Source organism: Cupriavidus sp. Agwp_2, from assembly GCF_040784895.1.
In the GTDB taxonomy this organism is placed as follows: Bacteria; Pseudomonadota; Gammaproteobacteria; order Burkholderiales; family Burkholderiaceae; genus Cupriavidus.
Genome location: NZ_CP088083.1, coordinates 3,509,071 through 3,535,270 on the forward strand (window position 1 = coordinate 3,509,071; position 26,200 = coordinate 3,535,270).

The following is a 26,200-nucleotide window of genomic DNA, read 5'->3' on the forward strand; positions in this document are numbered from 1 at the left end:
TCAGGCAGCCCGCGGCAGGTGGTGGTCGATCAGCTGGTGGCAAGCCTGCGCGTCCATCCACCATGGGAAATAATCCGGCGGATTGTCGAAGCCGTTGGCAATGCGCGCCGCCAGCGCCGGCGCCTGCCCCGCCGCACCCAGCAGCGCCAGGATATGCGGCGGCGGCGGGGTCAGCAGCGAGTTGGTCCACGCCACGACATCGCCGGCATATTGCCAGTACCGGGCGAAGGTCTGCTCCATCCAGTCACGGTCGAACGGCCGCTCGCCATGGGCAAGGATGGCGTCGAGGTAGACCTGGCAGCATTTGGCGGCATTGTTGGAGCCTTGCCCGGTGATCGGGTCGTTGACCACCACGGCATCGGCCATGCCGAATACCATCCGGCCCGATGGCAGCGTCAGCACCGGCTTGCGCACGCTCGGTGCGAAGCGGCCCGACAGGATACCGTTGTCGTCGGTCAGCGCCACGCGCTCGCAGCGCTCGGCTTCCCACGGCGCATAGGTGCGCAGGATGCGCAGGCTTTCTGCGAGGTGCTGCTCGGGCGTGCGCGCCTCGGCCCAGCGGTCCATCGGACCGCCAGGGATGCCTTCGAACACCATGATCTCGCACGGGCCCGACATCGTCAGCGCGGGAAAGACGAAGTATTCGCCGATGCCCGGGATCAGGTTGAAGCAAACCCGCGAGAACGGCTCGCGCGGCACCATGCCGGTCACGTAGGTCAGCGCCAGCGCGCGTTGCGGCTTGTCGAACGGGCTGCGCCGCGCATCGCGCTCGAAACGGCCGACGATCTCGCCCTTGCCGGCAGCCAGCAGCACGAGGACGTGATCGCGCGTCAGGTCCTCCAGTTCATCCATGCCGACATCGACAATGCGCAGGTCGCCGCCACGCGCAGCGAAGGCCTCCATCCAAACCGGCATCTTCAGCCGCTGGTCGACCGCCTGCGCTGGCCGGTCCAGCGGCGCGGCCCAGTCGATGACTTTCGCGCCAGGCTGCTCGGGATGCGGCACGGCGAGGCCAATGCCCTCGACCGGCGGGCAGGTGTCGTCCCACCAGTTGAGGCCGAGGTCGCGCTCGGTCTGCAAGGCGCGGTCGAACATGCATTGGCTCGACATGACCTTGCCTGCGCGGACCTGATCCGGCGCGCGGTTGGACAGCAGCGTGACCTGGTAGCCGGCTGCCTGCAGCCCGAGGGCCATTTGCAAACCGGACTGCCCGGCCCCGACGATGGCGATGCGTTGGCGCATGATGTTGTCTCCTGGTTGGATGCGGGATGGCTTCAGCCGGCCAGCTTGCCGATTGCCGGAACGTTCTGCTCCGGGCCCATGGCGCTGTAGCCACCGTCGACGGCGTAGTCCGCGCCGGTGACAAAGCTGGCATGGTCAGAGCACAGGAACAGCACCACCTGCGCGACCTCGTCGGGCTCGCCAACGCGGCCCAGCAGATGGAATGGCGCGGCAACGGCATCGGTACGGGCGCGGTTGCCGCCGCTGACCTCGTCCATCAGCCGGCACCAGGTCCAGCCGGGCGAGACCGAGTTCACGCGGATACGGTCGGGCGCCAGGTCCATCGCCATGTTGCGCGTCAACTGCGCGATGGCTGCCTTCGATACCGGATAGAGCCAGCGACCGGTCTGCGCGACGGTGGCCGAGATGCTGGTGAAATTGACGATGGCACCGCCGCCGCGCGCGCGCATCAGCGGCTGCACCGCCTGCGCCAGCATCACGCCGGACACGACGTTGACGTCGAGAGCCGTGAGCCAGTCGGCACGGCTGGAACGGAAGCCGTCATCGAGATAGGTGCAGGCAAGGTTGACCAGGAAATCCACGCCGCCAAAGCGCTGCGCGACCTGGCTTACCGCATCGCGGACCTGCTCGTCCTGCGTGATGTCAGCCGCGATGAAGAGGGCGTCCTTGCCCAGCTCCGCGGCGACGCGCTCGCCGTTGGCGGCATCGATATCGAAGATCGCCACGCGCGCGCCAGCCTCGACGAAAGCCCGAGCCACGCCGGCGCCGATCAGCGTGGCGCCGCCGGTGACGATGGCCACCTTGTCCTGCAATCCCTTCATGGTTGTCTCCTTGTTTGCCATCCGTGTCCAGGGTCCGGGCGGGCTTCTTCGGGCCCGCTCCGGATCGATGCTGCAACGCTCGCTACTTGACCTCGCTACTTGACCTCGCTACTTGACCTCGCTACATAACCTCGCTACTTGCCTTCACTCTCCTGCCAGCGCGCCATCAGCGTGTTCGACGGCAAGGCTTCGTCCAGCAGCTTGCGCGCGGTCTCGACGCCCGCCACCGGCAAGCCCGCCGGATCGAGCTTGCCGACCTGCACCAGCACGCTGGCCTGGTCCCAGTAGATATGCTCGTGATAAAGCTTGTCGCCTCGGAACTTGACGATGGCGATCAGCGGGATCTCCACGCGTTTGCCGGTGGGGGGCACGCCAGGCAGCATCCAGTCGATCTCGCAGGTATGCGTGAAGCAGAACAGCAGTTCGTCGACGATCTGCGTGGCACCGACCGTTCGCGACAGCGGGATCAGCGTGGTATCGGGCGGATTGCTGTGGACAAAGTGGTTCTGGTAGAAGCGTCGCAGCTGCGCGTAGCCGACGCCGCCGGTCATGGTCGGGATATGGTTCACATAGGGCTGCGCCACCATCGTCGCCATGGTGGCATCGACGTCGCGCGTGGCGAATTCATATTCGCAGTGCTTGTCCCACAGCGCGGAAAAATCGTAGTGCGGTCCCATCTCGCGCCGCAGCGCGGCGATCGCGCGCTGGTGCGCCATCAGTGCGGACGGCTTGTCGAAGTGCTCGCCGCCAGCACGCGCAAAGGCGTGGTCGACACCCGGGTAGACATAGACCTCGATGTTGTCGCGCCCGGCCAGGGCTTCGCGGATCGCGGCCTGTGCCTGCGGCGGGCAGAAGCCATCCTTCTCCGCGATATGCAGCACCAGGCGGCCTCGCACTTGAGCAGCTTCCCCCAGCGCATGCTCGATGCCCACGCCGTAGTAGGCCACCGCACAGCCCACGTCCGGTAGCCGGCACGCCGCCAGGTAGGCCAGCTTGCCGCCCAGGCAGAATCCCAGCACCCCGGTCTGGCCGACGCATTCCTGGCGCGCCCGCAGCGTATCCAGCGCCGCGCCTACGTCCTGCACGCCCTTGGCTTCGTCGAACTGCTGGTAGAGGCCGAGCGCGCGCTGGAAATCCTCGCCGCGATCGGTCAGCTCGATGCCGGGCGCGAGCCGCCAGAACAGGTCCGGAACCAGCACCGTGTACCCCTCTTCGGCGTAGTAGTCGGCGACCTGCCTCATGGTGGCATTGACGCCGAAGATCTCCTGGCACAACACGATTCCCGGGCCCTTGCCCGTCGCCGGAACGGCGAGATAGCCGCTGAAACTGCCTTCGGGGGTCTGGATCTGGATGGTCTGGCCCATGCCCTGCTCTCCTTGTCGTTGTCTCTTGACGGTGTCCGCTGGCGCCGCCGTGCTGGGTTCCATGATGGTGGCTCCGCACCGCAGCAAACTAGCCGCCCGCTGCAGCGGCTATCCGATTAGTGCAGGAAACTGCCAACTCGGTCAACGCTGCATCGCTGACGGCGAGGGCATCCGCTATAGTGGATCGCGTGGGAGACCGTGCGCCGGCGCAATCCCGGCGCAATGCCGGCGCAATGCCGGTGCGATACCGGACCATCCCCGGACCATGCGGCGCGCACGGCGCCAGGGCTCTGCCAGCACCGGCTGGCCGCCCTGCCCGGCAGCACCGCGGCCACGCCAGAGGAGCGAGACAATGCAGCTGCCCCCCGCCGCCACGGCCTTCCCGCACCAGGGAACGCTGGCGAGCACCCTGCTCGGCGATCCCGCCCGGTGCGTGTTCGCCTCGACCGACCTGGCAGAGACGCGCGCCGCCGTCGGCCGCGTATTCAAGCCGCACCGGCTCGATGTCCGCGGCACGCGGCTGCACGCGCGCATGCACCATGCGCCGCTTGGCGCGGTTTCCTTCAATCGCCTCGCCTACGGGGCCGAGGTCACCATCGATCCCGGTCCGCTTGGGGACTTCCTGCTGGTGCAGATGCCGCTGTCAGGGCAGGCCGATATCCGCTGTGGCGACCAGCACATCGTCTCGACGCCCGACTGCGCTTCGGTGCTGACGCCGAGTGATCCGTTGGCGATGCGCTGGAGCGCCGACAGTGACCAGTTGATCGTGCGCATCGAACGCAGCGCGCTGGAACGCGTCTGCGCCGCGCACCTGGGCCGGCGCCCCGGGCGGCCGCTGCGCTTTGCACTCGGCATGGACTGGCGCATGGGCGCCTGGTATGAGCTGGTGCGCTACCTCGCGGCGATGATCGAGACTGCGCCCGAGACCACGCGCCATCCGCTGACCGCCTGCCAGCTCGAGCAGCTGGTCATCGGCACGCTGCTGACATGGCAGCCGCACAACCTTTCGGATGCGCTGCGCGAGCACGGCAAGCCGTTGGCGCCGCGCCATGTGAAGGTGGTGGAGGAATACATCCATGCCAACGCCGATGCGGAATTGACGCCGGCCTTGCTGGCGGAAGTCGCTGGCGTCAGCGTGCGCAGCCTGTTCGCCGGCTTCCGCGAGCATCGCGGCACCGGGCCGATGGCCTACCTGCGCACCGTGCGCCTCGAGCGGGTGCGGCACGACCTGCTGAACGATGCGTCGGTGACGTCGGTCAGCGCGGCGGCTTTGCGCTGGGGCTTTGCGCACCTGGGGCGCTTCAGCGCGGAGTATCGTCGGGCGTTCGGGGAGTGCCCGGCGCAGACGCTGCGGCGGCGGGGAAGGGGCTAGCCGACCCCACACGAGAACGGCCGCCCAAAACAAAAACGGCGAACCACACGGTTCGCCGTTTTGCTGCATCAAGCCGCCGGAGCGGCCCGAAACATATTTACACCTTGATCTCGACGTCCACGCCGGCCGGCAGGTCGAGCTTCATCAGCGCGTCAACCGTCTTGTCGGTCGGATCGACGATGTCCATCAGGCGCTGGTGAGTGCGGATCTCGAACTGATCGCGGCTGGTCTTGTTGACGTGCGGCGAACGCAGGATGTCGAAGCGCTGGATGCGGGTCGGCAGGGGCACCGGGCCCTTGACGATCGCGCCGGTACGCTTGGCGGTATCCACGATTTCGGCGGCCGACTGGTCGATCAGGCGATAGTCGAAAGCCTTCAGGCGGATACGGATCTTCTGGTTCTGCATGATATTTCCTTAAAAGAGCGATTGGGCAACGTGCCCAGTTAAATGGGGACATGCCTGCAGGCATGTCCCAGGAAGTGCTTAGTCGAGGATCTTTGCCACGACGCCGGCGCCGACGGTACGGCCGCCTTCACGGATAGCGAAGCGCAGGCCTTCTTCCATGGCGATCGGGGCGATCAGCTTGACGGTGATCGACACGTTGTCACCCGGCATCACCATTTCCTTGTCCGCCGGCAGCTCGATCGAGCCGGTCACGTCGGTGGTACGGAAGTAGAACTGCGGGCGGTAGTTGTTGAAGAACGGGGTGTGACGGCCGCCTTCGTCCTTCGACAGGATGTACACCTCGCCGGTGAAGTGGGTGTGCGGCTTGATCGAACCCGGCTTGCACAGCACCTGGCCGCGCTCGACGTCTTCACGCTTGGTGCCGCGCAGCAGCAGACCGACGTTGTCGCCAGCCTGGCCCTGGTCCAGCAGCTTGCGGAACATTTCCACGCCGGTGCAGGTGGTCTTCACGGTCGGGCGAATACCGACGATTTCGATTTCTTCGCCAACCTTCACCACGCCGCGCTCGATACGGCCGGTCACCACGGTGCCGCGACCCGAGATCGAGAACACGTCTTCCACCGGCATCAGGAAGGTACCGTCAACGGCACGCTCCGGCGTCGGGATGTAGCTGTCCAGCGCTTCGGCCAGGTTCATGATGGCCACTTCGCCCAGCTCGCCCTTGTCGCCTTCCAGCGCCAGCTTGGCCGAACCCTTGATGATCGGGGTGTCGTCGCCGGGGAATTCGTACTTCGACAGCAGCTCGCGAACTTCCATCTCGACCAGCTCGAGCAGTTCAGCGTCGTCCACCATGTCGCACTTGTTCAGGAACACGATGATGTACGGCACGCCAACCTGACGGGCCAGCAGGATGTGCTCGCGCGTTTGCGGCATCGGGCCGTCAGCGGCCGAGCACACCAGGATCGCGCCGTCCATCTGGGCGGCACCCGTGATCATGTTCTTCACGTAGTCGGCGTGGCCCGGGCAGTCAACGTGCGCGTAGTGGCGGTTGGCCGTCTCGTACTCGACGTGGGCGGTATTGATGGTAATACCGCGTGCCTTTTCTTCCGGCGCTGCGTCGATTTCGTCGTACTTCTTGGCGGCACCGCCGAACTTGGCAGCCAGCACCGTGGCGATCGCTGCGGTCAGCGTGGTCTTGCCATGGTCAACGTGACCAATCGTACCAACGTTCACGTGCGGCTTGGTCCGCTCGAACTTTTCCTTTGCCATTTCTTAGCTCCTGATAGGAATGCAGTCTTGTTGTTTCATCGCGCCGCCGCACCGGCAGGCGCGGCGGCAAACTTCGAATTACTTGCCCTTGGCCGTCATCACGGCTTCGGCGATGTTCTTCGGTGCCTCAGCGTAGTGCTTGAATTCCATGGTGTACGTGGCGCGGCCTTGCGTGGCCGAGCGCAGCGACGTGGAATAACCGAACATTTCCGACAGCGGGACTTCGGCCTTGATGATCTTGCCGCCGCCCACCATGTCGTCCATGCCCTGCACGATGCCGCGGCGGGACGACAGGTCGCCCATCACGGTACCCGTGTAGTCTTCCGGCGTTTCCACTTCCACGGCCATCATCGGCTCGAGCAGAACCGGGCTGGCCTTGCGCATGGCTTCCTTGAAGGCCATCGAGCCGGCCATGCGGAACGCGTTTTCGTTCGAGTCCACGTCGTGGTACGAACCAAACGTCAGCGTGACCTTCACGTCCACCACCGGGAAGCCAGCCAGGATGCCGTTCGGCAGCGTGTCGACGATACCCTTCTCTACCGCCGGGATGTATTCGCGAGGAATCACGCCGCCCTTGATGGCGTCGATGAACTCGAAGCCCTTGCCCGGCTCTTGCGGTTCCAGCGTGATCACGGCGTGACCGTACTGGCCGCGGCCGCCCGACTGCTTGACGAACTTGCCCTCGACGCCTTCGGCGGTCTTGCGAATGGTTTCGCGGTAGGCCACCTGCGGCGCGCCGATGTTGGCTTCCACGTTGAATTCGCGCTTCATGCGGTCGACCAGAATTTCGAGGTGGAGCTCGCCCATGCCCGAAATGATGGTCTGACCCGATTCTTCATCGGTACGCACGCGGAACGACGGATCTTCAGCGGCCAGGCGGTTCAGGGCGATGCCCATCTTTTCCTGGTCAGCCTTGGTCTTCGGCTCGACAGCCTGCGAGATCACCGGCTCCGGGAACACCATGCGCTCGAGCACGATCGGTGCAGCCGGATCGCACAGCGTGTCGCCCGTGGTGGCGTCCTTCAGACCCACTGCAGCGGCGATGTCGCCGGCCAGCACTTCCTTGATTTCTTCGCGCTGGTTGGCATGCATCTGCAGAATACGGCCGAGGCGTTCCTTCTTGCTCTTGACCGGGTTGTACACGGTGTCGCCCGAATTGATCTTGCCCGAGTACACGCGGAAGAAGATCAGCTGACCAACGAACGGGTCGGTCATGATCTTGAACGCCAGTGCCGAGAACTTTTCGTTGTCGTCAGCCTTGCGCTCGAGCTTCTTCTCGCTGTCGTCCTCGTCCGTGCCCGTAACCGGCGGAATGTCGACCGGCGACGGCAGGAAGTCGATCACGGCGTCGAGCATGCGCTGCACGCCCTTGTTCTTGAACGCGGTGCCGCACAGCATCGGCTGGATTTCGCAGGCGATGGTACGGTCACGCAGCGCCTTGACGATCTCGGCGCGGGTCAGCTCTTCGCCGCCCAGGTACTTTTCCATCAGCTCTTCGCTGGCTTCGGCGGCGGACTCGACCATCTTCTCGCGCCATTCGTCAGCGGTGGCTTGCAGCTCGGCCGGGATGTCCTGGTATTCGAACTTCACGCCCTGGCTGGCTTCGTCCCAAACGATCGCCTTCATTTCCAGCAGATCGACGACGCCCTGGAAGCCGTCTTCAGCGCCGATCGGCACCACGACGGGCACCGGGTTAGCCTTCAGGCGGGTCTTCAGCTGGTCGTAGACCTTGAAGAAGTTCGCGCCGGTACGGTCCATCTTGTTGACGAACGCCAGACGCGGCACCTTGTACTTGTTGGCCTGACGCCAGACGGTTTCGGACTGCGGCTGCACGCCACCCACTGCGCAGTACACCATGCACGCGCCGTCCAGCACGCGCATGGAACGCTCCACCTCGATGGTGAAGTCCACGTGGCCCGGGGTGTCGATGATGTTGAAGCGGTGCTCGGGGTAGTTGCCGCCCATGCCCTTCCAGAAGGCGGTGGTCGCAGCAGACGTGATGGTGATGCCGCGCTCCTGCTCCTGCTCCATCCAGTCCATGGTGGCCGCGCCATCATGCACTTCACCGATCTTGTGGTTCACACCGGTGTAGAACAGGATCCGCTCGGTCGTGGTGGTTTTACCCGCGTCAATGTGAGCCGAGATACCGATATTGCGGTAGCGCTCAATGGGAGTCTTACGAGCCACTTTAATCCTCTATTCGTCCGTGAGGCGCCGGCATCTCATGGCCCGCGCCCCTAACACAAACGGGCGAGATGTGTAAAAACACAGCCCGCCCGGCAACCAACAAACGCTATCGCGCGCTTAGAAGCGGAAATGCGAGAACGCCTTGTTGGCTTCGGCCATGCGGTGCACTTCGTCACGCTTCTTCATTGCGCCGCCACGGCCTTCCGATGCTTCCAGCAGCTCACCTGCCAGGCGCAGCGCCATCGACTTCTCGCTGCGTTTCTTCGCGGCCTCGCGCAGCCAACGCATCGCCAATGCCAGACGACGCGACGGACGGACTTCGACCGGAACCTGATAGTTGGCGCCGCCCACGCGACGGCTCTTCACTTCCACCACCGGCTTCACGTTGTTGATGGCAACGGAGAACACTTCGATGGGGGCCTTGCCTGCCTTCTTCTCGATCTGGTCGAACGCGCCATAGACGATACGTTCGGCAACCGACTTCTTGCCGTCCAGCATCAGCACGTTCATGAACTTGGCAACTTCAACGTTGCCGAACTTCGGATCAGGCAGAACATCCCGCTTGGGGACTTCACGACGACGTGGCATCTTCTTTCCTTTAGATTCAGTTGAGAGCGCGGTCAGTTGTTTCCGCTCTCCGGCCACCAACTAGCTTGCATGCAATAGACAGCAAATTCGCCGGGGTGACCACTTACTCGACGGCACGGTTGCCAAAAAGGCGCTCCGTTGTACCGCCGCCTGGTGACAGCACCATGACTCGCGCCACAGGCTATCGTTTGTTTGCTGCTTTGGGTCTCGCAGACCCAGGCACCCTAAGCTTAGGCCGCCTTCGGACGCTTCGCGCCGTACTTCGAACGGGCCTGCTTGCGGTCCTTCACGCCTTGCAGATCCAGCGAGCCACGGACGATGTGGTAACGCACACCCGGCAGATCCTTCACACGGCCGCCGCGGATCAGCACGACCGAGTGTTCCTGCAGGTTGTGGCCTTCACCGCCGATGTACGAAATGACTTCGAAACCGTTGGTCAGGCGCACCTTGGCGACCTTACGCAGTGCCGAGTTCGGCTTCTTCGGCGTCGTGGTGTACACGCGGGTGCACACACCACGGCGCTGGGGGCAGTTCTCAAGCGCCGGGCTCTTGCTCTTGACGACTTCAGAGACGCGCGGCTTGCGAACCAGTTGGTTGATAGTTGGCATTGTTCAATCCAGCTTGGTTTTACGAAAAACGCCCCTCGCACCGGCATGTACCAGGATGGAGAGGCAACTACGGGTTTTTGGGCGGGAGAGATGAGCAGACGCGCTCTGGAGACGGGACTGTGCGGTAACAGCATGCCAAAGAGCGCGAGCCGGCACCCGGATCCCGCATCTGCCGCCACCGGTCCATCAAAACCGGTCCGGAAGGCTTGCCAGCAGCGGCATGAAAGCCACTTATCCGACGGGCGAGCGAAATCCAAAGCCAAAAACTCGAATCTGGCATCCTAGCAGGGGAATCGTATACAGTCAAGCCGTATACCCGACAGGCAAACAGTACCGGCTAGACCCCGCGCAGGGTGTCGAGGATACCCTGCCCATAGCGCTCCAGCTTGGATGCACCAATCCCGGGAATCCCTTGCATCGCCGAGAGCGAGTCCGGCGCAGTGCGCGCCAGTTCGGCCAGCGTGGCGTCATGGAAGATCACGTAGGCCGGCACGCCGTGTTCGCGCGCGGCTTCCGTGCGCCAGCGGCGCAGCGCCTCCCAGTTTGCCAGCGTATCGGCGTCCATGTCCGCGGTATGGTCGGTGCGGGTGCCGCGCGCCGCGCGCTCGCCGGACTTGCCGGGCTTGGTAGCCTGGCGTCGCAGGATGATCTGCCGCTCGCCCTTGAGCACCTCGCGCGCGCGCTCGCCCAGCAGCAGCGCGCCGTGGCCGCCATGGTCGATCATCAGCAAGCCCTGGGCGATCAGTTGGCGGAAGACCGTGTGCCACTCATGCACCGAACGGTCCTTGCCGATGCCGAAGGTCGATACCTTGTCATGGCCCCACTGCTTGATCTTCTCCGAGGCATTGCCGCGCAGTACGTCGACCAGGTGGGTCGCGCCAAAGTGGATCCGGCTTGCCTGCGCGGTGCGGTAGACGCATGACAGCGCCATCTGCGCCTCGCGCGTGCCATCCCAGGTGGCCGGCGGCTCCAGGCAGGTATCGCAGTTGCCACAGGGTTCGCTGGCTTCGTTGAAGTAGTCAAGGATGCGCTGGCGCCGGCAGCCGGCGGTTTCGCACAAACCCAGCAGCGCGTCGAGCTTGGCCGACGACACGCGCTTGAAGGCCTCGTCCGCCTCGGACTCATCGATCATGCGCTTCTGCTGCACCACATCGCCCAGGCCATAGGCCATCCACGCATTGGCCGGCATACCGTCGCGGCCGGCGCGGCCCGTCTCCTGGTAGTAGCCCTCCATGCTCTTGGGCAGGTCAAGGTGAGCGACGAAGCGGACGTCCGGCTTGTCGATCCCCATGCCAAAGGCAATGGTGGCCACCATTACCAGCCCTTCTTCCTCGCGGAAGCGTGCCTGGTGGCGCTGGCGCGTGCCGGGGTCCATGCCGGCATGGTAGGGCAGCGCGTTGATGCCCTGCCCTACCAGCCACGCCGCGGTGTCTTCCACCTTCTTGCGTGACAGGCAGTAGATGATGCCGCTGTCGTGGGTGCCGTCGGCGGCGGTGTGCTCCGCCTTGATAAAGGCCAGCAACTGCTGGCGCGCATTGTCCTTCTCGACGATGCGGTAGCGGATATTGGGCCGGTCGAAGCTGGAGATGAAAACGCGGGCGTCGTCCAGCGCCAGTCGCTCAATGATCTCGTTGCGCGTCAGCGCGTCAGCCGTGGCGGTCAGCGCGATGCGCGGCACGTACGGGAATCGCTCGTGCAGCACCGACAGCTGGATGTACTCAGGCCGGAAATCATGGCCCCACTGCGATACGCAATGCGCCTCGTCGATGGCGAACAGCCCGACACGGGTACGCTCGAGCAGGTCGAGGAAGCGCGGGGTCATCAGCCGCTCGGGTGCGACGTAGAGGATCTCCACCCTGCCGGCCAGCAGGTCGCGCTCGACGGCGGACGCCTCTGAACTGGTCAGCGTCGAATTCAGCACCGCGGCGCGCACGCCGGCTTCGGTCAGTGCCGCGACCTGGTCCTGCATCAGCGCGATCAACGGCGATACCACGATGCCGACACCCTGCCCTGTGCGCTGGCGCAGCAGCGCCGGAATCTGGTAACACAGCGACTTGCCGCCGCCGGTCGGCATCAGCACCAGGCTGTCGCCGCCTTCGGCAACGTGGTCGATGATCTCGGCCTGGCGCCCGCGGAAGGCGTGATAGCCGAAGACATCTTTGAGGATCGCCAGTGCTTGCGACATGGACTGCGGAATTGCTGAAGCCGGAAAAGCCGTAACCTTACCACTAAGGAACGCGGCCACCGCGCCTGGCGCGCAAACTCTCCGACGTTTCTCACGAAAGGTCACGTCACGCGCGGGCATAAAAAAAGCCCGGCTGATTCAGCCGGGCTTTTGGCCGCCTTGCGGCGGGCAATCACTACTGCAAGATCAGGCGTTGTCGCCTTCACCCTCAGTCGTCGCCTGCACCACCGGCGTCGGCTCGATGAAGAGCGACTGCTCTTCTTCGGCGATCGCCTGGGCGCGTTCGCGCTCGGAGGCCTCGCGCGCCTTGCGGGCACGGTGGTAGGCCAGGCCGGTACCGGCCGGGATCAGACGGCCGACGATCACGTTTTCCTTCAGACCACGCAGGTCGTCGGTCTTGCCCATGATCGCGGCTTCGGTCAGCACGCGCGTGGTTTCCTGGAACGATGCCGCCGAGATGAAGCTGTCGGTCGACAGCGACGCCTTGGTAATACCCAGCAGCAGGTTCTCGTAGGTTGCCGGACGCTTGCCTTCGGCGATCACGCGGTCGTTCTCGTCGAGCAGTTCCGAGCGCTCCACCTGTTCACCCGGGATGAACTTGGTGTCGCCCACGTCGGCGATCTGAACGCGGCGCAGCATCTGGCGAACGATCACCTCGATGTGCTTGTCGTTGATCTTCACGCCCTGCAGACGGTACACGTCCTGCACTTCGTCCACGATGTAGTGCGCCAGCTCTTCGATGCCCTTCAGGCGCAGGATGTCGTGCGGGTCCGCCGGACCTTCCACGATCATTTCGCCCTTGTTCACCACCTGGCCGTCGTGCACCAGCACCTGCTTTTCCTTCGCGATCAGGAACTCGTGGGCATTGCCGTCCAGGTCGGTGATGACCAGGCGCTGCTTGCCCTTGGTGTCCTTGCCGAACGAGGTCGTGCCGGTGACTTCCGCCAGCACGGCGGCGTCCTTCGGCGAACGCGCTTCGAACAGTTCGGCCACTCGCGGCAGACCACCGGTAATGTCGCGGGTCTTCTGCGATTCGGTCGGGATACGCGCGAGCACTTCACCCACATGCACCTGCTGGCCGTCCTTCACGGTAATCAGCGCGCCAACCTGGAAGCCGATGGTCACGGAGTGATCCGTGCCCGGGATCTTCACTTCCTGGCCGTTGGCGTCGAGCAGCTTCACCTGCGGGCGGATGCCCTTGGTTGCAGCCGTGCGGCGCTTGGCGTCGATCACCACCAGGGTCGACAGGCCCGTCACTTCGTCCATCTGCTTGGCGACGGTCACGCCTTCTTCGACGTTCTCGAACTTGGTCGTACCGGTGTATTCCGAAACGATCGGTCGAGTCAGCGCGTCCCACGTGGCCAGCTGCGTGCCAGCCTTGATGGCCTGGCCGTCCTGCACCAGCAGCGTGGCGCCGTACGGGATCTTGTGGCGCTCGCGCTCACGGCCGTGGTCGTCGGTGATCAGCGCTTCGCCCGAACGCGAGATGACGATCAGTTCGCCCTTCGCATTGGTGACGTAACGCATGGTCGCCGTAAAACGCACGGTACCGGTTGCCTTGGCTTCCACGCTCGATGCCACTGCCGCACGCGATGCCGCACCACCGATGTGGAACGTACGCATGGTCAGCTGCGTGCCCGGCTCACCGATCGACTGGGCGGCAATCACGCCAACCGCTTCGCCGGAGTTCACCAACACGCCGCGGCCCAGGTCGCGGCCATAGCACTTGCCGCACAGGCCATAGCGCGTGTCGCACGACAGCGGGGTGCGGACCTTGACTTCGTCCACGCCGATGTTGTCGATCAGTTCGACCAGGTCTTCGTCCAGCAGCGTGCCGGTTTCGATCGCGGTTTCCTGGGTTTCAGGGTTCACCACGTCGGCCACGGTCACACGGCCGAGAATACGGTCGCGCAGGGCTTCGATCACTTCACCGCCTTCGACCAGGGCCTTCATGGCCACGCCGTTGGAGGTGCCGCAATCGTCTTCCACCACGACCAGATCCTGCGTCACGTCGACCAGACGACGGGTCAGGTAACCCGAGTTCGCGGTCTTCAGTGCCGTATCGGCCAGGCCCTTACGAGCGCCGTGGGTCGAGATGAAGTACTGCAGAACGTTCAGGCCTTCACGGAAGTTCGCCGTAATCGGCGTTTCAATGATCGAGCCATCCGGCTTGGCCATCAGGCCACGCATACCGGCCAGCTGGCGGATCTGCGCTGCGGAACCCCGTGCGCCCGAGTCGGCCATCATGTAGATGGAGTTGAACGACTCTTGCTTCACGGTCTTGCCTTCGCGGTCGACCACGTCTTCGTGCTGGAGCTGCTCCATCATCGCCTTGCCCACCTGGTCGCCGGCGGCGCCCCAGATGTCCACGACGTTGTTGTAGCGTTCCTGGTCGGTCACCAGACCCGACATGTACTGCTTGTCGTATTCCTTCACCTTGGCCGAGGCCTCGGCGATGATCTTCTCCTTGGCGGGCGGCACCAGCATGTCGTCGATGGCGATCGAGATACCGGCGCGGGTTGCCAGGCGGAAGCCCGACTGCAGCAGCTTGTCGGCGAAGATCACGGTCTCGCGCAGGCCGCACTTGCGGAACGCGGTGTTGATCAGGCGCGAGATTTCCTTCTTCTTGAGCGGCTTGTTCAGCACCGAGAACGGCAGGCCCTTCGGCAGGATCTCGGACAGGATCGCGCGGCCGACCGTGGTGGCCTGCAGCGTGACCTTGGGTGCGAAACGGGCGTCGCCTTCGGCGTCCTTGTCGACCAGCTCATACTCGGTGATACGCACGTTCACGCGGGAAGCCAGCTCGACTTCCTTGTTCTCGTAGGCGCGGATCACTTCGCTGATGTCGGCGAAGGTCATGCCCTCGCCGCGGCCGTTGATCTTGTCGCGGGTCGTGTAGTACAGACCCAGCACCACGTCTTGCGACGGGACGATCGACGGGTCGCCGTTGGCCGGGAACAGCACGTTGTTGGAGGCCAGCATCAGGGTGCGGGCTTCCATCTGCGCTTCCAGCGACAGCGGGACGTGGACAGCCATCTGGTCACCGTCGAAGTCGGCGTTGAACGCCGCGCAGACCAGCGGGTGCAGCTGGATGGCCTTGCCTTCGATCAGCACCGGCTCGAACGCCTGGATGCCCAGGCGGTGCAGCGTCGGCGCACGGTTCAGCATCACCGGGTGCTCGCGGATCACCTCTTCGAGGATGTCCCACACCACCGGGGTCTGGCTTTCGACTTCCTTCTTCGCCGCCTTGATGGTGGTGGCGATGCCCATCGTTTCCAGCTTGTGGAAGATGAAAGGCTTGAACAGCTCGAGCGCCATCAGCTTGGGCAGGCCGCACTGGTGCAGCTTGAGCGTCGGGCCCACCACGATGACCGAACGGCCCGAGTAGTCGACGCGCTTGCCCAGCAGGTTCTGACGGAAACGACCGCCCTTGCCCTTGATCATTTCGGCCAGGGACTTCAGCGGGCGCTTGTTGGCGCCGGTCATCGCCTTGCCGCGGCGGCCGTTGTCCAGCAGCGAGTCAACCGCTTCCTGCAGCATGCGCTTTTCGTTGCGCACGATGATCTCAGGCGCCTTCAGCTCCAGCAGGCGCTTCAGGCGGTTGTTACGGTTGATGACGCGGCGATACAGGTCGTTCAGGTCCGAGGTCGCGAAGCGGCCGCCGTCCAGCGGCACCAGCGGACGCAGCTCGGGCGGCAGCACCGGCAGCACTTCGAGGATCATCCACTCGGGCTTGATGCCCGAACGCTGGAAGGCCTCGAGCACCTTCAGGCGCTTGGCGAACTTCTTGATCTTGGCTTCGGAGCCGGTGGCCTGCAGCTCGGCGCGGATCTGTTCGATCTGCTTCTCTATGTCGATGCCGCGCAGCAGTTCACGGATGCCCTCTGCACCCATCATGGCGACGAACTCGCCCTCGCCGTACTCGTCGCACTTCGCCAGGTAGTCGTCTTCCGACATGATCTGGCTCTTCTTGAGCGGGGTCATGCCAGGCTCGAGCACCACGAATGCCTCGAAGTACAGCACGCGCTCGATGTCGCGCAGCGTCATGTCCAGGACCATGCCCAGACGCGACGGCAGCGACTTCAGGAACCAGATGTGCGCGGTCGGCGCGGCCAGTTCGATGTGGCCCATGCGCTCGCGGCGCACCTTGGCCAGCGTCACTTCAACGCCGCACTTCTCGCAGATCACGCCGCGGTGCTTCAGGCGCTTGTACTTGCCGCACAGGCACTCGTAGTCCTTGATCGGGCCAAAGATCTTGGCACAGAACAGGCCGTCGCGTTCCGGCTTGAACGTACGGTAGTTGATCGTTTCCGGCTTCTTGACTTCGCCGTACGACCACGAACGGATCTTCTCGGGCGAGGCCAGGCCGATCTTGATCGCGTCGAACTGCTCTTCCTGCTGTACCTGCTTAAAGAGATCGAGCAATGCTTTCATTGCAACTCCTTGTTTCGCCATCGGCCCGGAGTCTGTCCGGGTCGATGGCATTCATCCTGTGGGAAATCCTTCGCTGCTTTGTGTCGACAGGGAACCGGCCGCAACCGGCTCCCTTCATCTGCCCGATCAGTAGCGATCGAGGTCGATGTCGATACCCAGCGAGCGGATTTCCTTCACCAGCACGTTGAACGATTCCGGCATGCCGGCGTCGATCGAGTGCTCGCCCTTGACGATGTTCTCGTACACCTTGGTACGGCCGTTCACGTCATCGGACTTGACCGTCAGCATTTCCTGCAGCACGTACGACGCGCCGTAGGCTTCCAGTGCCCACACTTCCATCTCACCGAAACGCTGGCCACCGAACTGGGCCTTACCGCCCAGCGGCTGCTGCGTCACCAGCGAGTACGGGCCGGTGGAACGGGCGTGCATCTTGTCATCCACCAGGTGGTGCAGCTTCAGCATGTGCATCACACCCAGCGTGACCGGACGCTCGAACGCTTCGCCGGTGCGGCCGTCGAACAGCGTGACCTGTTGCTTGGACGCGGTCAGGCCCTTCTCCTTCGCGATCCCTTCCGGATAGGCGAGGTCCAGCATGCGGCGGATTTCGTCCTCATGCGCACCATCGAACACCGGCGTCGCGAACGGCACGCCCTTCTTCAGGTTGTCGGCCAGTTCCAGGACTTCCGAATCCGACAGGCTGTCCAGGTCTTCGACCTTGCCGCTCTCGTTGTAGATCTGCGTGAGCAGGTTGCGCACTTCGGCTGCCTTGGCTTGCGCCTTCAGCATGTTGCCGATGCGCTCGCCCAGACCGCGCGCGGCCCAGCCCAGGTGCGTCTCGAGAATCTGACCCACGTTCATCCGCGAAGGCACGCCCAGCGGATTCAGCACGATGTCAGCCGGCGTACCGTCGGCCATGTAGGGCATGTCTTCGATCGGGGTGATCTTCGACACCACACCCTTGTTACCGTGACGGCCTGCCATCTTGTCGCCAGGCTGCAGGCGGCGCTTCACGGCCAGGTACACCTTGACCATCTTGATCACGCCCGGCGGCAGTTCGTCGCCCTGCGTGAGCTTCTTGCGCTTCTCTTCGAAGGCCAGGTCGAACTCGTGGCGCTTCTGCTCGATGGCTTCCTTGACGGCTTCCAGCTGGGCAGCCAGTTCCTCGTCGGCCGGGCGGATGTCGAACCAGTGGTACTTGTCGACGTCGGCCAGGTATTCCTTGGTGATCTTGGCACCCTTGGCCAGCTTCTTCGGACCGCCGTTGACGGTCTTGTCGATCAGCAGGCGCTCCAGACGCTGGAAGGCATCGCCTTCCACGATACGCAGCTGGTCGTTCAGGTCCAGGCGGTAGCGCTTCAGTTCGTCGTCAATGATCGACTGGGCACGCTTGTCGCGGGTCACGCCTTCGCGGGTGAAGACCTGGACGTCGATCACGATGCCGCTCATGCCCGAGGGCACGCGCAGCGAGGTGTCCTTCACGTCCGAAGCCTTCTCGCCGAAGATCGCGCGCAGCAGCTTCTCTTCCGGGGTCAGCTGGGTCTCGCCCTTCGGCGTGACCTTGCCCACCAGCACGTCGCCAGCTTCCACTTCAGCGCCGATGTAGGTGATGCCCGACTCGTCCAGGCGAGCCAGCTGAGCCTCGGCCAGGTTCGAGATATCGCGCGTGATTTCCTCAGGTCCCAGCTTGGTGTCGCGGGCAACGACCGACAGTTCCTCGATGTGGATCGAGGTATAGCGGTCTTCGGCCACCACACGCTCCGAGATCAGGATCGAATCCTCGAAGTTGTAGCCGTTCCACGGCATGAACGCCACCAGCATGTTCTGGCCCAATGCCAGTTCACCCAGGTCGGTCGAGGCGCCGTCGGCGATCACATCGTTGCGGGCAACGATATCGCCAACCTTGACCATCGGACGCTGGTTGATGTTGGTGTTCTGGTTCGAACGCGTGTACTTGATCAGGTTGTAGATGTCCACGCCGACTTCACCGGCCACGGCTTCGTCGTCGTTCACACGGATCACGATACGCATTGCATCGACGTAGTCGACCACGCCGCCACGCATCGCCTGCACGGCGGTACCCGAGTCGACCGCAACGGTGCGCTCGATGCCGGTACCGACCAGCGGCTTGTCCGGACGCAGGCAAGGCACGGCCTGACGCTGCATGTTCGCGCCCATCAGTGCACGGTTCGCGTCATCGTGTTCCAGGAACGGCACCAGCGAGGCAGCGGCCGACACGATCTGCGACGGCGCCACGTCGATGTACTGCACGCGGTCCGGCGTCACCATACGGGTTTCACGCTCGGAGCCTTCACGCGCCGACACCAGTTCGTCGGTCAGGTTGCCGCCAGCGTCGACGGTCGCGTTGGCCTGCGCCACCACGTACTTGCCTTCCTCGATCGCGGACAGGTAGTCGACCTGGTCGGTCAGCTTGCTGTTCTCGACCTTGCGGTACGGGGTTTCCAGGAAGCCGTACTCGTTCAGGCGTGCATACAGTGCCAGCGAGTTGATCAGACCAATGTTCGGACCTTCCGGCGTTTCGATCGGGCACACGCGGCCGTAGTGGGTCGGGTGCACGTCGCGGACTTCAAAGCCGGCGCGCTCGCGGGTCAGACCGCCCGGGCCCAGTGCGGAGACACGGCGCTTGTGCGTGATCTCGGACAGCGGGTTGGTCTGGTCCATGAACTGCGACAGCTGCGACGAACCGAAAAACTCGCGGATCGCCGACGAGATCGGCTTCGAGTTGATCAGGTCGTGCGGCATCAGGTTCTCGGTCTCGGCCTGGCCCAGACGTTCCTTGACGGCACGCTCCACGCGCGACAGGCCGGCGCGGAACTGGTTTTCGGCCAGTTCGCCGACGCAACGCACGCGACGGTTGCCCAGGTGATCGATGTCATCGACCTCGCCCTTGCCGTTGCGCAGGTTGACCAGGATCTTGATGGTCTCGAGGATGTCCTCGTCCTGCAGCACCATGGCGCCTTCACCGCTGGGGCGGCCCAGGCGGCTGTTGACCTTCATGCGGCCAACGCGCGACAGGTCGTACGACTCTTCGCTGTAGAACAGGCGCTGGAACAGCGCTTCCACGGCTTCTTCGGTCGGCGGCTCGCCCGGGCGCATCATGCGGTAGATCGCGATACGCGCAGCGGTCTGGTCGGCGGTCTCGTCCACGCGCAGGGTCTGCGACATGTACGGGCCCTGGTCCAGGTCGTTGGTGTACAGGGTCTGGATCTGCTTGACGCCGGCTTCGCGCAGGTTTTCCAGCAGCGTTTCGGTCAGTTCGTCGTTGGCGTTGGCAATCACCTCGCCGGTATCCGGGTCGATGATGTTCTTGGCCAGCACGCGGCCCAGCAGGTAGTCTTCCGGCACGCTGATCAGCTTGGTGCCGGCCGAGTCCAGGTCGCGGATGTGCTTGGCGTTGATCCGCTTGTCCTTCTCGACCACCACGCGGCCGTTCTTGTCGGCGATGTCGAAGCGCGCGACTTCACCGCGCAGGCGCTCGGGCACGAACTCCAGCTGCGCGCCTTCCGACTGCAGCGTGAAGTTGTCGAACACGAAGAAGTGCGCGAGGATCTGTTCCGGGGTCAGGCCGATCGACTTCAGCAGGATCGTCACCGGCATCTTGCGGCGGCGGTCGACGCGGAAGTACAGGATGTCCTTCGGGTCGAATTCGAAGTCCAGCCACGAACCGCGGTAGGGGATGATACGAGCCGAGAACAGCAGCTTGCCCGAGCTGTGGGTCTTGCCCTTGTCGTGCTCGAAGAACACGCCCGGCGAGCGGTGCAGCTGCGAGACGATGACACGCTCGGTGCCGTTGATCACGAACGAACCGGTGGAAGTCATCAGCGGGATTTCGCCCATGTAGACTTCCTGCTCCTTCACTTCCTTGACCTTGCCCGGGTTCTCGCGATCGTTGATGATCAGGCGAACCTTGGCGCGCAGGGCCGAGTGGAAGGTCAGGCCACGCTGTTGACATTCCTTGACGTCGAACGGCGGGTTGGACAGGTGATACGAGACGAACTCCATACGGGCAAGCCCGTTATGCGAGGAGATCGGGAAGATTGCGTTGAAAGCGGCCTGGAGGCCTTCGGTCTTGCGACGCGCGGTCGGCGTTTCCGCTTGCAAGAACTGGGTGTAGGATTCAATCTGAGTGGCAAGCAGGAATGGAACCTGATGTACCGTAGCGCGCTTCGCAAAGCTTTTGCGAATGCGCTTCTTTTCGGTGAAGCTGTACGCCATGGGATCTCCGAATCATCGCAGGACGGCTGGACCTGGCCGCGCCTGAGGTGTTCAGCGACTGGGAGGGGATTTGGCGGTTGGCCGCTACCAACCTCTGGCTGACGGTGTCCGCACGCTGCGGGCGGTGTGGTCGTCGCATCAGCGCAACGCCTGCACTCGCCCGGGGGACACCCGACCAAACTTGTCTTCTGCAGTCGGTTCAGAAGACAAACATCAGCAGCAACTAGTTAGTGTGCCACTGATGTTTGGCCTCTGCTGAGATGCCGGCAAATCAAGTGCCGCCGGGACTCGCAAAGATCACTTCTTGCAGCTTTGCCGCTGTGCGGAGTGGTGACTAAAACACAATCGCACAAGCGCAAAAAGGCTGGCGCCGGGAATTTCCCTTTGCCAGCCCCATTCGCGTGCCACGAGGGCACGCGAGCACAGCCTTACTTGACGTCGACCTTTGCGCCAGCGTCTTCCAGCTTCTTCTTGGCTTCGGCAGCAGCGGCCTTGTCCACGCCTTCCTTGACGGGCTTCGGTGCGCCATCGACCAGGTCCTTGGCTTCCTTCAGGCCCAGACCGGTGATTTCGCGAACAGCCTTAATCACGCCGACCTTGTTGGCGCCGACTTCGGCCAGGATCACGTTGAATTCGGTCTGCTCTTCGGCAGCAGCAGCGCCGCCAGCGCCCGGAGCGGCAGCCACGGCCATGGCAGCGGCCGACACGCCAAACTTCTCTTCGAACGCCTTAACCAGGTCGTTCAGTTCCATCACGGACATCGCGCCAACGGCTTCCAGGATGTCGTCTTTGGTGATTGCCATTTGAAATACTCCTACTAGATTTGATTCGGTATCGGTAATGCGATCTTTCGATGCGCGGCCTGGATTGCCTTAGGCGCCGGCGGCTTCCGCTTCCGCGGGAGCACCTTCTGCGTTCTTGGCAGCCAGTGCAGCCAGCAGACGGGCGAAGCCCGACACCGGTGCCTGCATCACGCCCAGCAGCTGAGCAATCAGTTCGTCGCGGCTCGGGATCGAGGCCAGCGCCTTCACGGCGGCAGCGTCGAGAACCTTGCCGTCATACGACCCGGCGCGCAGGACCAGCTTGTCGTTGGTCTTGGCGAAGTCGTTCAGAACCTTGGCCGACGACACTGCATCTTCGGAAATACCGTAGATCAGCGGACCGGTCATCTGCTCTGCGAGGCCTGCAAACGGCGTACCTTCGACGGCACGGCGAGCCAGCGTGTTCTTCAGAACACGCAGGTACACGCCTTGCTGGCGAGCGGCAGCACGCAGCTTGGTCAGATCGCCAACCGCAATGCCGCGATATTCGGCCACGACGATGGTCTGGGCCTTGGCGACTTGCGCCGAGACCTCAGCAACGACGGCCTTCTTATCTTCAATATTGAGTGGCACGGTTAAGCTCCAAAATGACGCTGTTTCTCCGGCAATACCGGAGCCTTCACGTCAGCACAAACGAACGGCGTCCGATTGGCCCGAATCGACCGGGGCAGTGCCCGGCTTCTTCAATCCCTTCGGGTGCGCCATCTGCGCTGGCTGGCCGGAACACGTCGCTCAGGCTGGGAAGCCTTCCCGCACGTTCCGACCGATTAAGCCCTTTCCGCATCACTGCCGCGGACAAGGACACCAGCGGTCTTTGATAACCAGCAGTGCCCGCCGATGCTTTCGCACCCGGCCGGACACCACTGCCCAAAGCCTTGCTCCATCCCTTGCGGTCCGGAGACGACCCCCGCCATTGGCCAGGGCCTTCAATTCTTCTTGCCAACCGGAGTTATCGGGTTCCGGTCAGCAATTTGCCGTCAGCTCAGGCAGCCAGCGTAGCCTGGTCGACACGCACGCCAACACCCATGGTCGACGAGACAGCCACCTTGCGCAGGTACACGCCCTTGCTGGTAGCCGGCTTGGCCTTGACCAGCGCGTCCAGCAGCGCGGCGAGGTTGCTCTTCAGCGCGGTGTCTTCGAACGAACGACGGCCGATGGTGGCGTGGATGATACCGGCCTTGTCGACACGGAACTGGACCTGACCGGCCTTGGCGTTCTTCACGGCCTGGGCCACGTCGGGGGTCACGGTGCCAACCTTCGGGTTCGGCATCAGGCCACGCGGGCCCAGGATCTGGCCCAGCGTACCGACGATACGCATAGTGTCCGGCGAAGCGATCACGACGTCGAAGTTCAGGTTGCCGGCCTTGACTTGCTCAGCCAGGTCTTCCATGCCGACGATGTCAGCACCGGCGGCCTTGGCGGCTTCGGCCTTCTCGCCCTGGGCGAACACAGCCACGCGCACCGACTTGCCGGTACCGGCGGGCAGCACCACGGAACCACGAACCACCTGATCCGACTTCTTGGCGTCGATGCCCAGTTGCACGGCCACGTCGATCGATTCGTCGAACTTCGCCGAGGCGCAGCCCTTCACCAGGCCCAGGGCCTCGTCGATCGGGTAGAACTTGGTACGCTCGATCTTCGCCTTGTTGGCGGCGACGCGCTTGGAAACCTTAGCCATTTACAGACCCTCCACGGTGATGCCCATCGAACGAGCCGAGCCGGCGATGGTACGCACGGCGGCGTCCAGGTCGGCGGCGGTCAGGTCAGCGTTCTTGGCCTTGGCGATTTCTTCAGCTTGCGCGCGGGTGATCTTGCCAACCTTGTCGGTGTGGGGCTTCGGCGAACCCTTGGTGATGCCGGCTGCCTTCTTGATCAGCACGGTCGCCGGCGGCGACTTCATCACGAAGGTGAAGCTCTTGTCGGCGAAGGCGGTAATCACCACCGGCACCGGCAGACCAGGCTCCATGCCTTGGGTCTGGGCGTTGAACGCCTTGCAGAACTCCATGATGTTCAGACCACGCTGGCCCAGTGCGGGACCAACGGGCGGGGAGGGATTTGCCTTACCAGCCGGAATCTGCAGCTTGATAAAGCCAATGATCTTCTTGGCCATTTCTACTCCAATCCGGATCGCCCCACAGAGGGGTTGCGATCCTGTTGAGTCGTAACGCGCTGTCGCCGCACCGATGGCACGGCCTCACGCTCCTCTTTGGCTACGCCGTGAGGCGCTGCCCTTGCCAGTTGCCGCCCTTTCGGCCGCCAACCGGCAAATTCCTTAAACCTTCTCGACCTGGCCGAACTCGAGTTCGACCGGCGTAGCGCGCCCGAAGATCGTGACCGAGACGCGCAGGCGCGATTTCTCGTAGTTCACTTCTTCCACGTTGCCGTTGAAGTCGGTGAACGGGCCGTCCTTGACGCGCACCATTTCGCCTACTTCGAACAGCGTCTTGGGACGCGGCTTCTCGACCCCTTCCTGCATCTGGGTCATGATCTTGTCGACTTCGCGCTGCGAAATCGGGCTCGGGCGATTGCGGGCGCCGCCCACAAAACCGGTGACCTTGCTGGTGTTCTTCACCAGATGCCAGGTCTCGTCGGTCATTTCCATTTCCACCAGCACATAACCGGGGAAGAAACGGCGTTCGGTCACCGACTTGTGGCCACCCTTGATTTCCACGACTTCTTCGGAGGGCACCAGGATGCGGCCAAACTTGTCCTGCATCTCGGCGCGCTCGATGCGCTCCTGCAGCGCGCGCTGCACGCTCTTCTCCATGCCGGAGTAGGCATGCACGACATACCAGCGCTTCTTCGATGAAGGCGATTCCGGCGCGGTGGTTTCCTGCTGGGCGTTATCCGTCATGTGCTACCTCTTATTTCCAGCCCAGTACGAGCGAAAACACGATCCACTCGATGAGCTTGTCCGCCGACCACAGGAACAGTGCCATGATGACGACAAAGACGAAGACCAGCCCCGTCATCTGCCCGGATTCCTTGCGCGTCGGCCAGACGACCTTGCGAACTTCTCGATACGATTCTTTGGCGAACCCAATGAAGTCCTTGCCTGGTGCCGACACCAGTGCAACGACGACACCCAGTGCAATACCGCCGAACAGCGCAGCGCCACGTACATAAGACGGTTGCTGTGCAAGTGCATAGAAACCGATGACGCCGGCAACCACCAGCAGCACCGCGACGCCGAGCATCCACTTGCCGCTGTTGGCGTTCACGGTTTCAACATTGGGATTGGCCATGTTTCGCAAACGAGACTAAGCCGCGTCACGATTGTTCTTCGCGACGCGGCTGATTGATTTGGCAGGGGCAGAGGGAATCGAACCCCCAACCTTCGGTTTTGGAGACCGACGCTCTGCCAGTTGAGCTATACCCCTAGAACTACTGAGGGCTGACGCTTGCGCCACCCCTTTTCTGGCAACGAACGCGGCCGGTTGTTGCCGCGTTCGCAATCGAACAGCTTAGTCGAGGATCTTTGCCACGACGCCGGCGCCGACGGTACGGCCGCCTTCACGGATAGCGAAGCGCAGGCCTTCTTCCATGGCGATCGGGGCGATCAGCTTGACGGTGATCGACACGTTGTCACCCGGCATCACCATTTCCTTGTCCGCCGGCAGCTCGATCGAGCCGGTCACGTCGGTGGTACGGAAGTAGAACTGCGGGCGGTAGTTGTTGAAGAACGGGGTGTGACGGCCGCCTTCGTCCTTCGACAGGATGTACACCTCGCCGGTGAAGTGGGTGTGCGGCTTGATCGAACCCGGCTTGCACAGCACCTGGCCGCGCTCGACGTCTTCACGCTTGGTGCCGCGCAGCAGCAGACCGACGTTGTCGCCAGCCTGGCCCTGGTCCAGCAGCTTGCGGAACATTTCCACGCCGGTGCAGGTGGTCTTCACGGTCGGGCGAATACCGACGATTTCGATTTCTTCGCCAACCTTCACCACGCCGCGCTCGATACGGCCGGTCACCACGGTGCCGCGACCCGAGATCGAGAACACGTCTTCCACCGGCATCAGGAAGGTACCGTCAACGGCACGCTCCGGCGTCGGGATGTAGCTGTCCAGCGCTTCGGCCAGGTTCATGATGGCCACTTCGCCCAGCTCGCCCTTGTCGCCTTCCAGCGCCAGCTTGGCCGAACCCTTGATGATCGGGGTGTCGTCGCCGGGGAATTCGTACTTCGACAGCAGCTCGCGAACTTCCATCTCGACCAGCTCGAGCAGTTCAGCGTCGTCCACCATGTCGCACTTGTTCAGGAACACGATGATGTACGGCACGCCAACCTGACGGGCCAGCAGGATGTGCTCGCGCGTTTGCGGCATCGGGCCGTCAGCGGCCGAGCACACCAGGATCGCGCCGTCCATCTGGGCGGCACCCGTGATCATGTTCTTCACGTAGTCGGCGTGGCCCGGGCAGTCAACGTGCGCGTAGTGGCGGTTGGCCGTCTCGTACTCGACGTGGGCGGTATTGATGGTAATACCGCGTGCCTTTTCTTCCGGCGCTGCGTCGATTTCGTCGTACTTCTTGGCGGCACCGCCGAACTTGGCAGCCAGCACCGTGGCGATCGCTGCGGTCAGCGTGGTCTTGCCATGGTCAACGTGACCAATCGTACCAACGTTCACGTGCGGCTTGGTCCGCTCGAACTTTTCCTTTGCCATTGCGCGACTCCTGTC

Annotated in this window: 19 protein-coding genes and 1 tRNA gene; 1 reads left to right on the forward strand and 19 read right to left on the reverse strand. The window is 63.5% G+C overall.

The window, feature by feature from the left end; genetic code table 11:
- The 3 genes from LPA45_RS16460 to LPA45_RS16470 form a co-directional block, all read right to left on the reverse strand.
- Window positions 1-1,242, reverse strand: a complete 1,242-nt coding sequence (locus LPA45_RS16460) for a styrene monooxygenase/indole monooxygenase family protein (RefSeq protein WP_116320349.1) — start codon at window positions 1,240-1,242, stop codon at window positions 1-3.
- Window positions 1,243-1,274: 32 nt separating this feature from the next.
- Window positions 1,275-2,063 carry an SDR family oxidoreductase gene (locus LPA45_RS16465; RefSeq protein ID WP_116320350.1) on the reverse strand — a complete coding sequence of 263 codons (789 nt, stop codon included), beginning with the start codon at window positions 2,061-2,063 and terminating at the stop codon, window positions 1,275-1,277.
- A 134-nt stretch (window positions 2,064-2,197) separates the two neighbouring features.
- A complete protein-coding gene (locus tag LPA45_RS16470; RefSeq protein ID WP_116320351.1) occupies window positions 2,198-3,427 on the reverse strand; it encodes a dienelactone hydrolase family protein in 1,230 nt (409 codons plus the stop codon).
- A gap of 352 nt (window positions 3,428-3,779) precedes the next feature.
- Between LPA45_RS16470 and LPA45_RS16475 the strand changes: the two genes are divergently transcribed.
- Window positions 3,780-4,799, forward strand: a complete 1,020-nt coding sequence (locus LPA45_RS16475; protein ID WP_116320352.1) for an AraC family transcriptional regulator — start codon at window positions 3,780-3,782, stop codon at window positions 4,797-4,799.
- A 97-nt stretch (window positions 4,800-4,896) separates the two neighbouring features.
- Here LPA45_RS16475 and rpsJ read toward each other — a convergent pair whose 3' ends face one another.
- The 16 genes from rpsJ to tuf (LPA45_RS16555) form a co-directional block, all read right to left on the reverse strand.
- Window positions 4,897-5,205: a 30S ribosomal protein S10 gene (gene rpsJ, locus LPA45_RS16480; protein WP_006160488.1), complete on the reverse strand. Its 309-nt coding sequence runs from the start codon at window positions 5,203-5,205 to the stop codon at window positions 4,897-4,899.
- Between the two features lie 78 nt (window positions 5,206-5,283).
- Window positions 5,284-6,474 carry an elongation factor Tu gene (gene tuf, locus LPA45_RS16485; protein WP_116320353.1) on the reverse strand — a complete coding sequence of 397 codons (1,191 nt, stop codon included), beginning with the start codon at window positions 6,472-6,474 and terminating at the stop codon, window positions 5,284-5,286.
- 78 nt (window positions 6,475-6,552) lie between these two features.
- Complete coding sequence (gene fusA / locus LPA45_RS16490) at window positions 6,553-8,661, reverse strand: elongation factor G (RefSeq protein WP_063242130.1); 2,109 nt, start codon at window positions 8,659-8,661, stop codon at window positions 6,553-6,555.
- 117 nt (window positions 8,662-8,778) lie between these two features.
- Complete coding sequence (rpsG, locus tag LPA45_RS16495) at window positions 8,779-9,249, reverse strand: 30S ribosomal protein S7 (protein ID WP_010810459.1); 471 nt, start codon at window positions 9,247-9,249, stop codon at window positions 8,779-8,781.
- A gap of 230 nt (window positions 9,250-9,479) precedes the next feature.
- Window positions 9,480-9,857 (reverse strand): 30S ribosomal protein S12, encoded by a 378-nt coding sequence (gene rpsL / locus LPA45_RS16500; protein ID WP_010810460.1) that lies wholly within the window; start codon window positions 9,855-9,857, stop codon window positions 9,480-9,482.
- Between the two features lie 337 nt (window positions 9,858-10,194).
- Window positions 10,195-12,042, reverse strand: a complete 1,848-nt coding sequence (gene recQ / locus LPA45_RS16505; RefSeq protein WP_116320354.1) for a DNA helicase RecQ — start codon at window positions 12,040-12,042, stop codon at window positions 10,195-10,197.
- Between the two features lie 186 nt (window positions 12,043-12,228).
- Window positions 12,229-16,476 (reverse strand): DNA-directed RNA polymerase subunit beta', encoded by a 4,248-nt coding sequence (gene rpoC, locus LPA45_RS16510; protein ID WP_116320355.1) that lies wholly within the window; start codon window positions 16,474-16,476, stop codon window positions 12,229-12,231.
- Window positions 16,477-16,602: 126 nt separating this feature from the next.
- On the reverse strand, window positions 16,603-20,709 hold the full coding sequence (rpoB, locus tag LPA45_RS16515; RefSeq protein ID WP_116320356.1) for a DNA-directed RNA polymerase subunit beta: 4,107 nt from the start codon (window positions 20,707-20,709) through the stop codon (window positions 16,603-16,605).
- Between the two features lie 428 nt (window positions 20,710-21,137).
- Window positions 21,138-21,512, reverse strand: a complete 375-nt coding sequence (rplL, locus tag LPA45_RS16520) for a 50S ribosomal protein L7/L12 (RefSeq protein WP_010810464.1) — start codon at window positions 21,510-21,512, stop codon at window positions 21,138-21,140.
- Between the two features lie 69 nt (window positions 21,513-21,581).
- The gene (gene rplJ / locus LPA45_RS16525; protein WP_022536870.1) at window positions 21,582-22,103 is read right to left on the reverse strand and encodes a 50S ribosomal protein L10; all 522 of its coding nucleotides are present in this window, start codon (window positions 22,101-22,103) and stop codon (window positions 21,582-21,584) included.
- Window positions 22,104-22,512: 409 nt separating this feature from the next.
- Entirely contained in the window at window positions 22,513-23,208 is a 696-nt protein-coding gene (gene rplA / locus LPA45_RS16530) for a 50S ribosomal protein L1 (RefSeq protein WP_042882511.1), read from the reverse strand.
- A complete protein-coding gene (gene rplK / locus LPA45_RS16535; RefSeq protein WP_010810467.1) occupies window positions 23,209-23,640 on the reverse strand; it encodes a 50S ribosomal protein L11 in 432 nt (143 codons plus the stop codon).
- Between the two features lie 162 nt (window positions 23,641-23,802).
- Window positions 23,803-24,384, reverse strand: coding sequence for a transcription termination/antitermination protein NusG (gene nusG, locus LPA45_RS16540; protein ID WP_010810468.1), 582 nt, complete (start codon window positions 24,382-24,384; stop codon window positions 23,803-23,805).
- Between the two features lie 10 nt (window positions 24,385-24,394).
- Entirely contained in the window at window positions 24,395-24,775 is a 381-nt protein-coding gene (gene secE / locus LPA45_RS16545) for a preprotein translocase subunit SecE (RefSeq protein WP_029049797.1), read from the reverse strand.
- A 59-nt stretch (window positions 24,776-24,834) separates the two neighbouring features.
- Window positions 24,835-24,910 (reverse strand) — tRNA-Trp (locus LPA45_RS16550).
- An 84-nt stretch (window positions 24,911-24,994) separates the two neighbouring features.
- Window positions 24,995-26,185, reverse strand: a complete 1,191-nt coding sequence (gene tuf / locus LPA45_RS16555; RefSeq protein ID WP_116320353.1) for an elongation factor Tu — start codon at window positions 26,183-26,185, stop codon at window positions 24,995-24,997.
- Window positions 26,186-26,200: the final 15 nt, after the last annotated feature.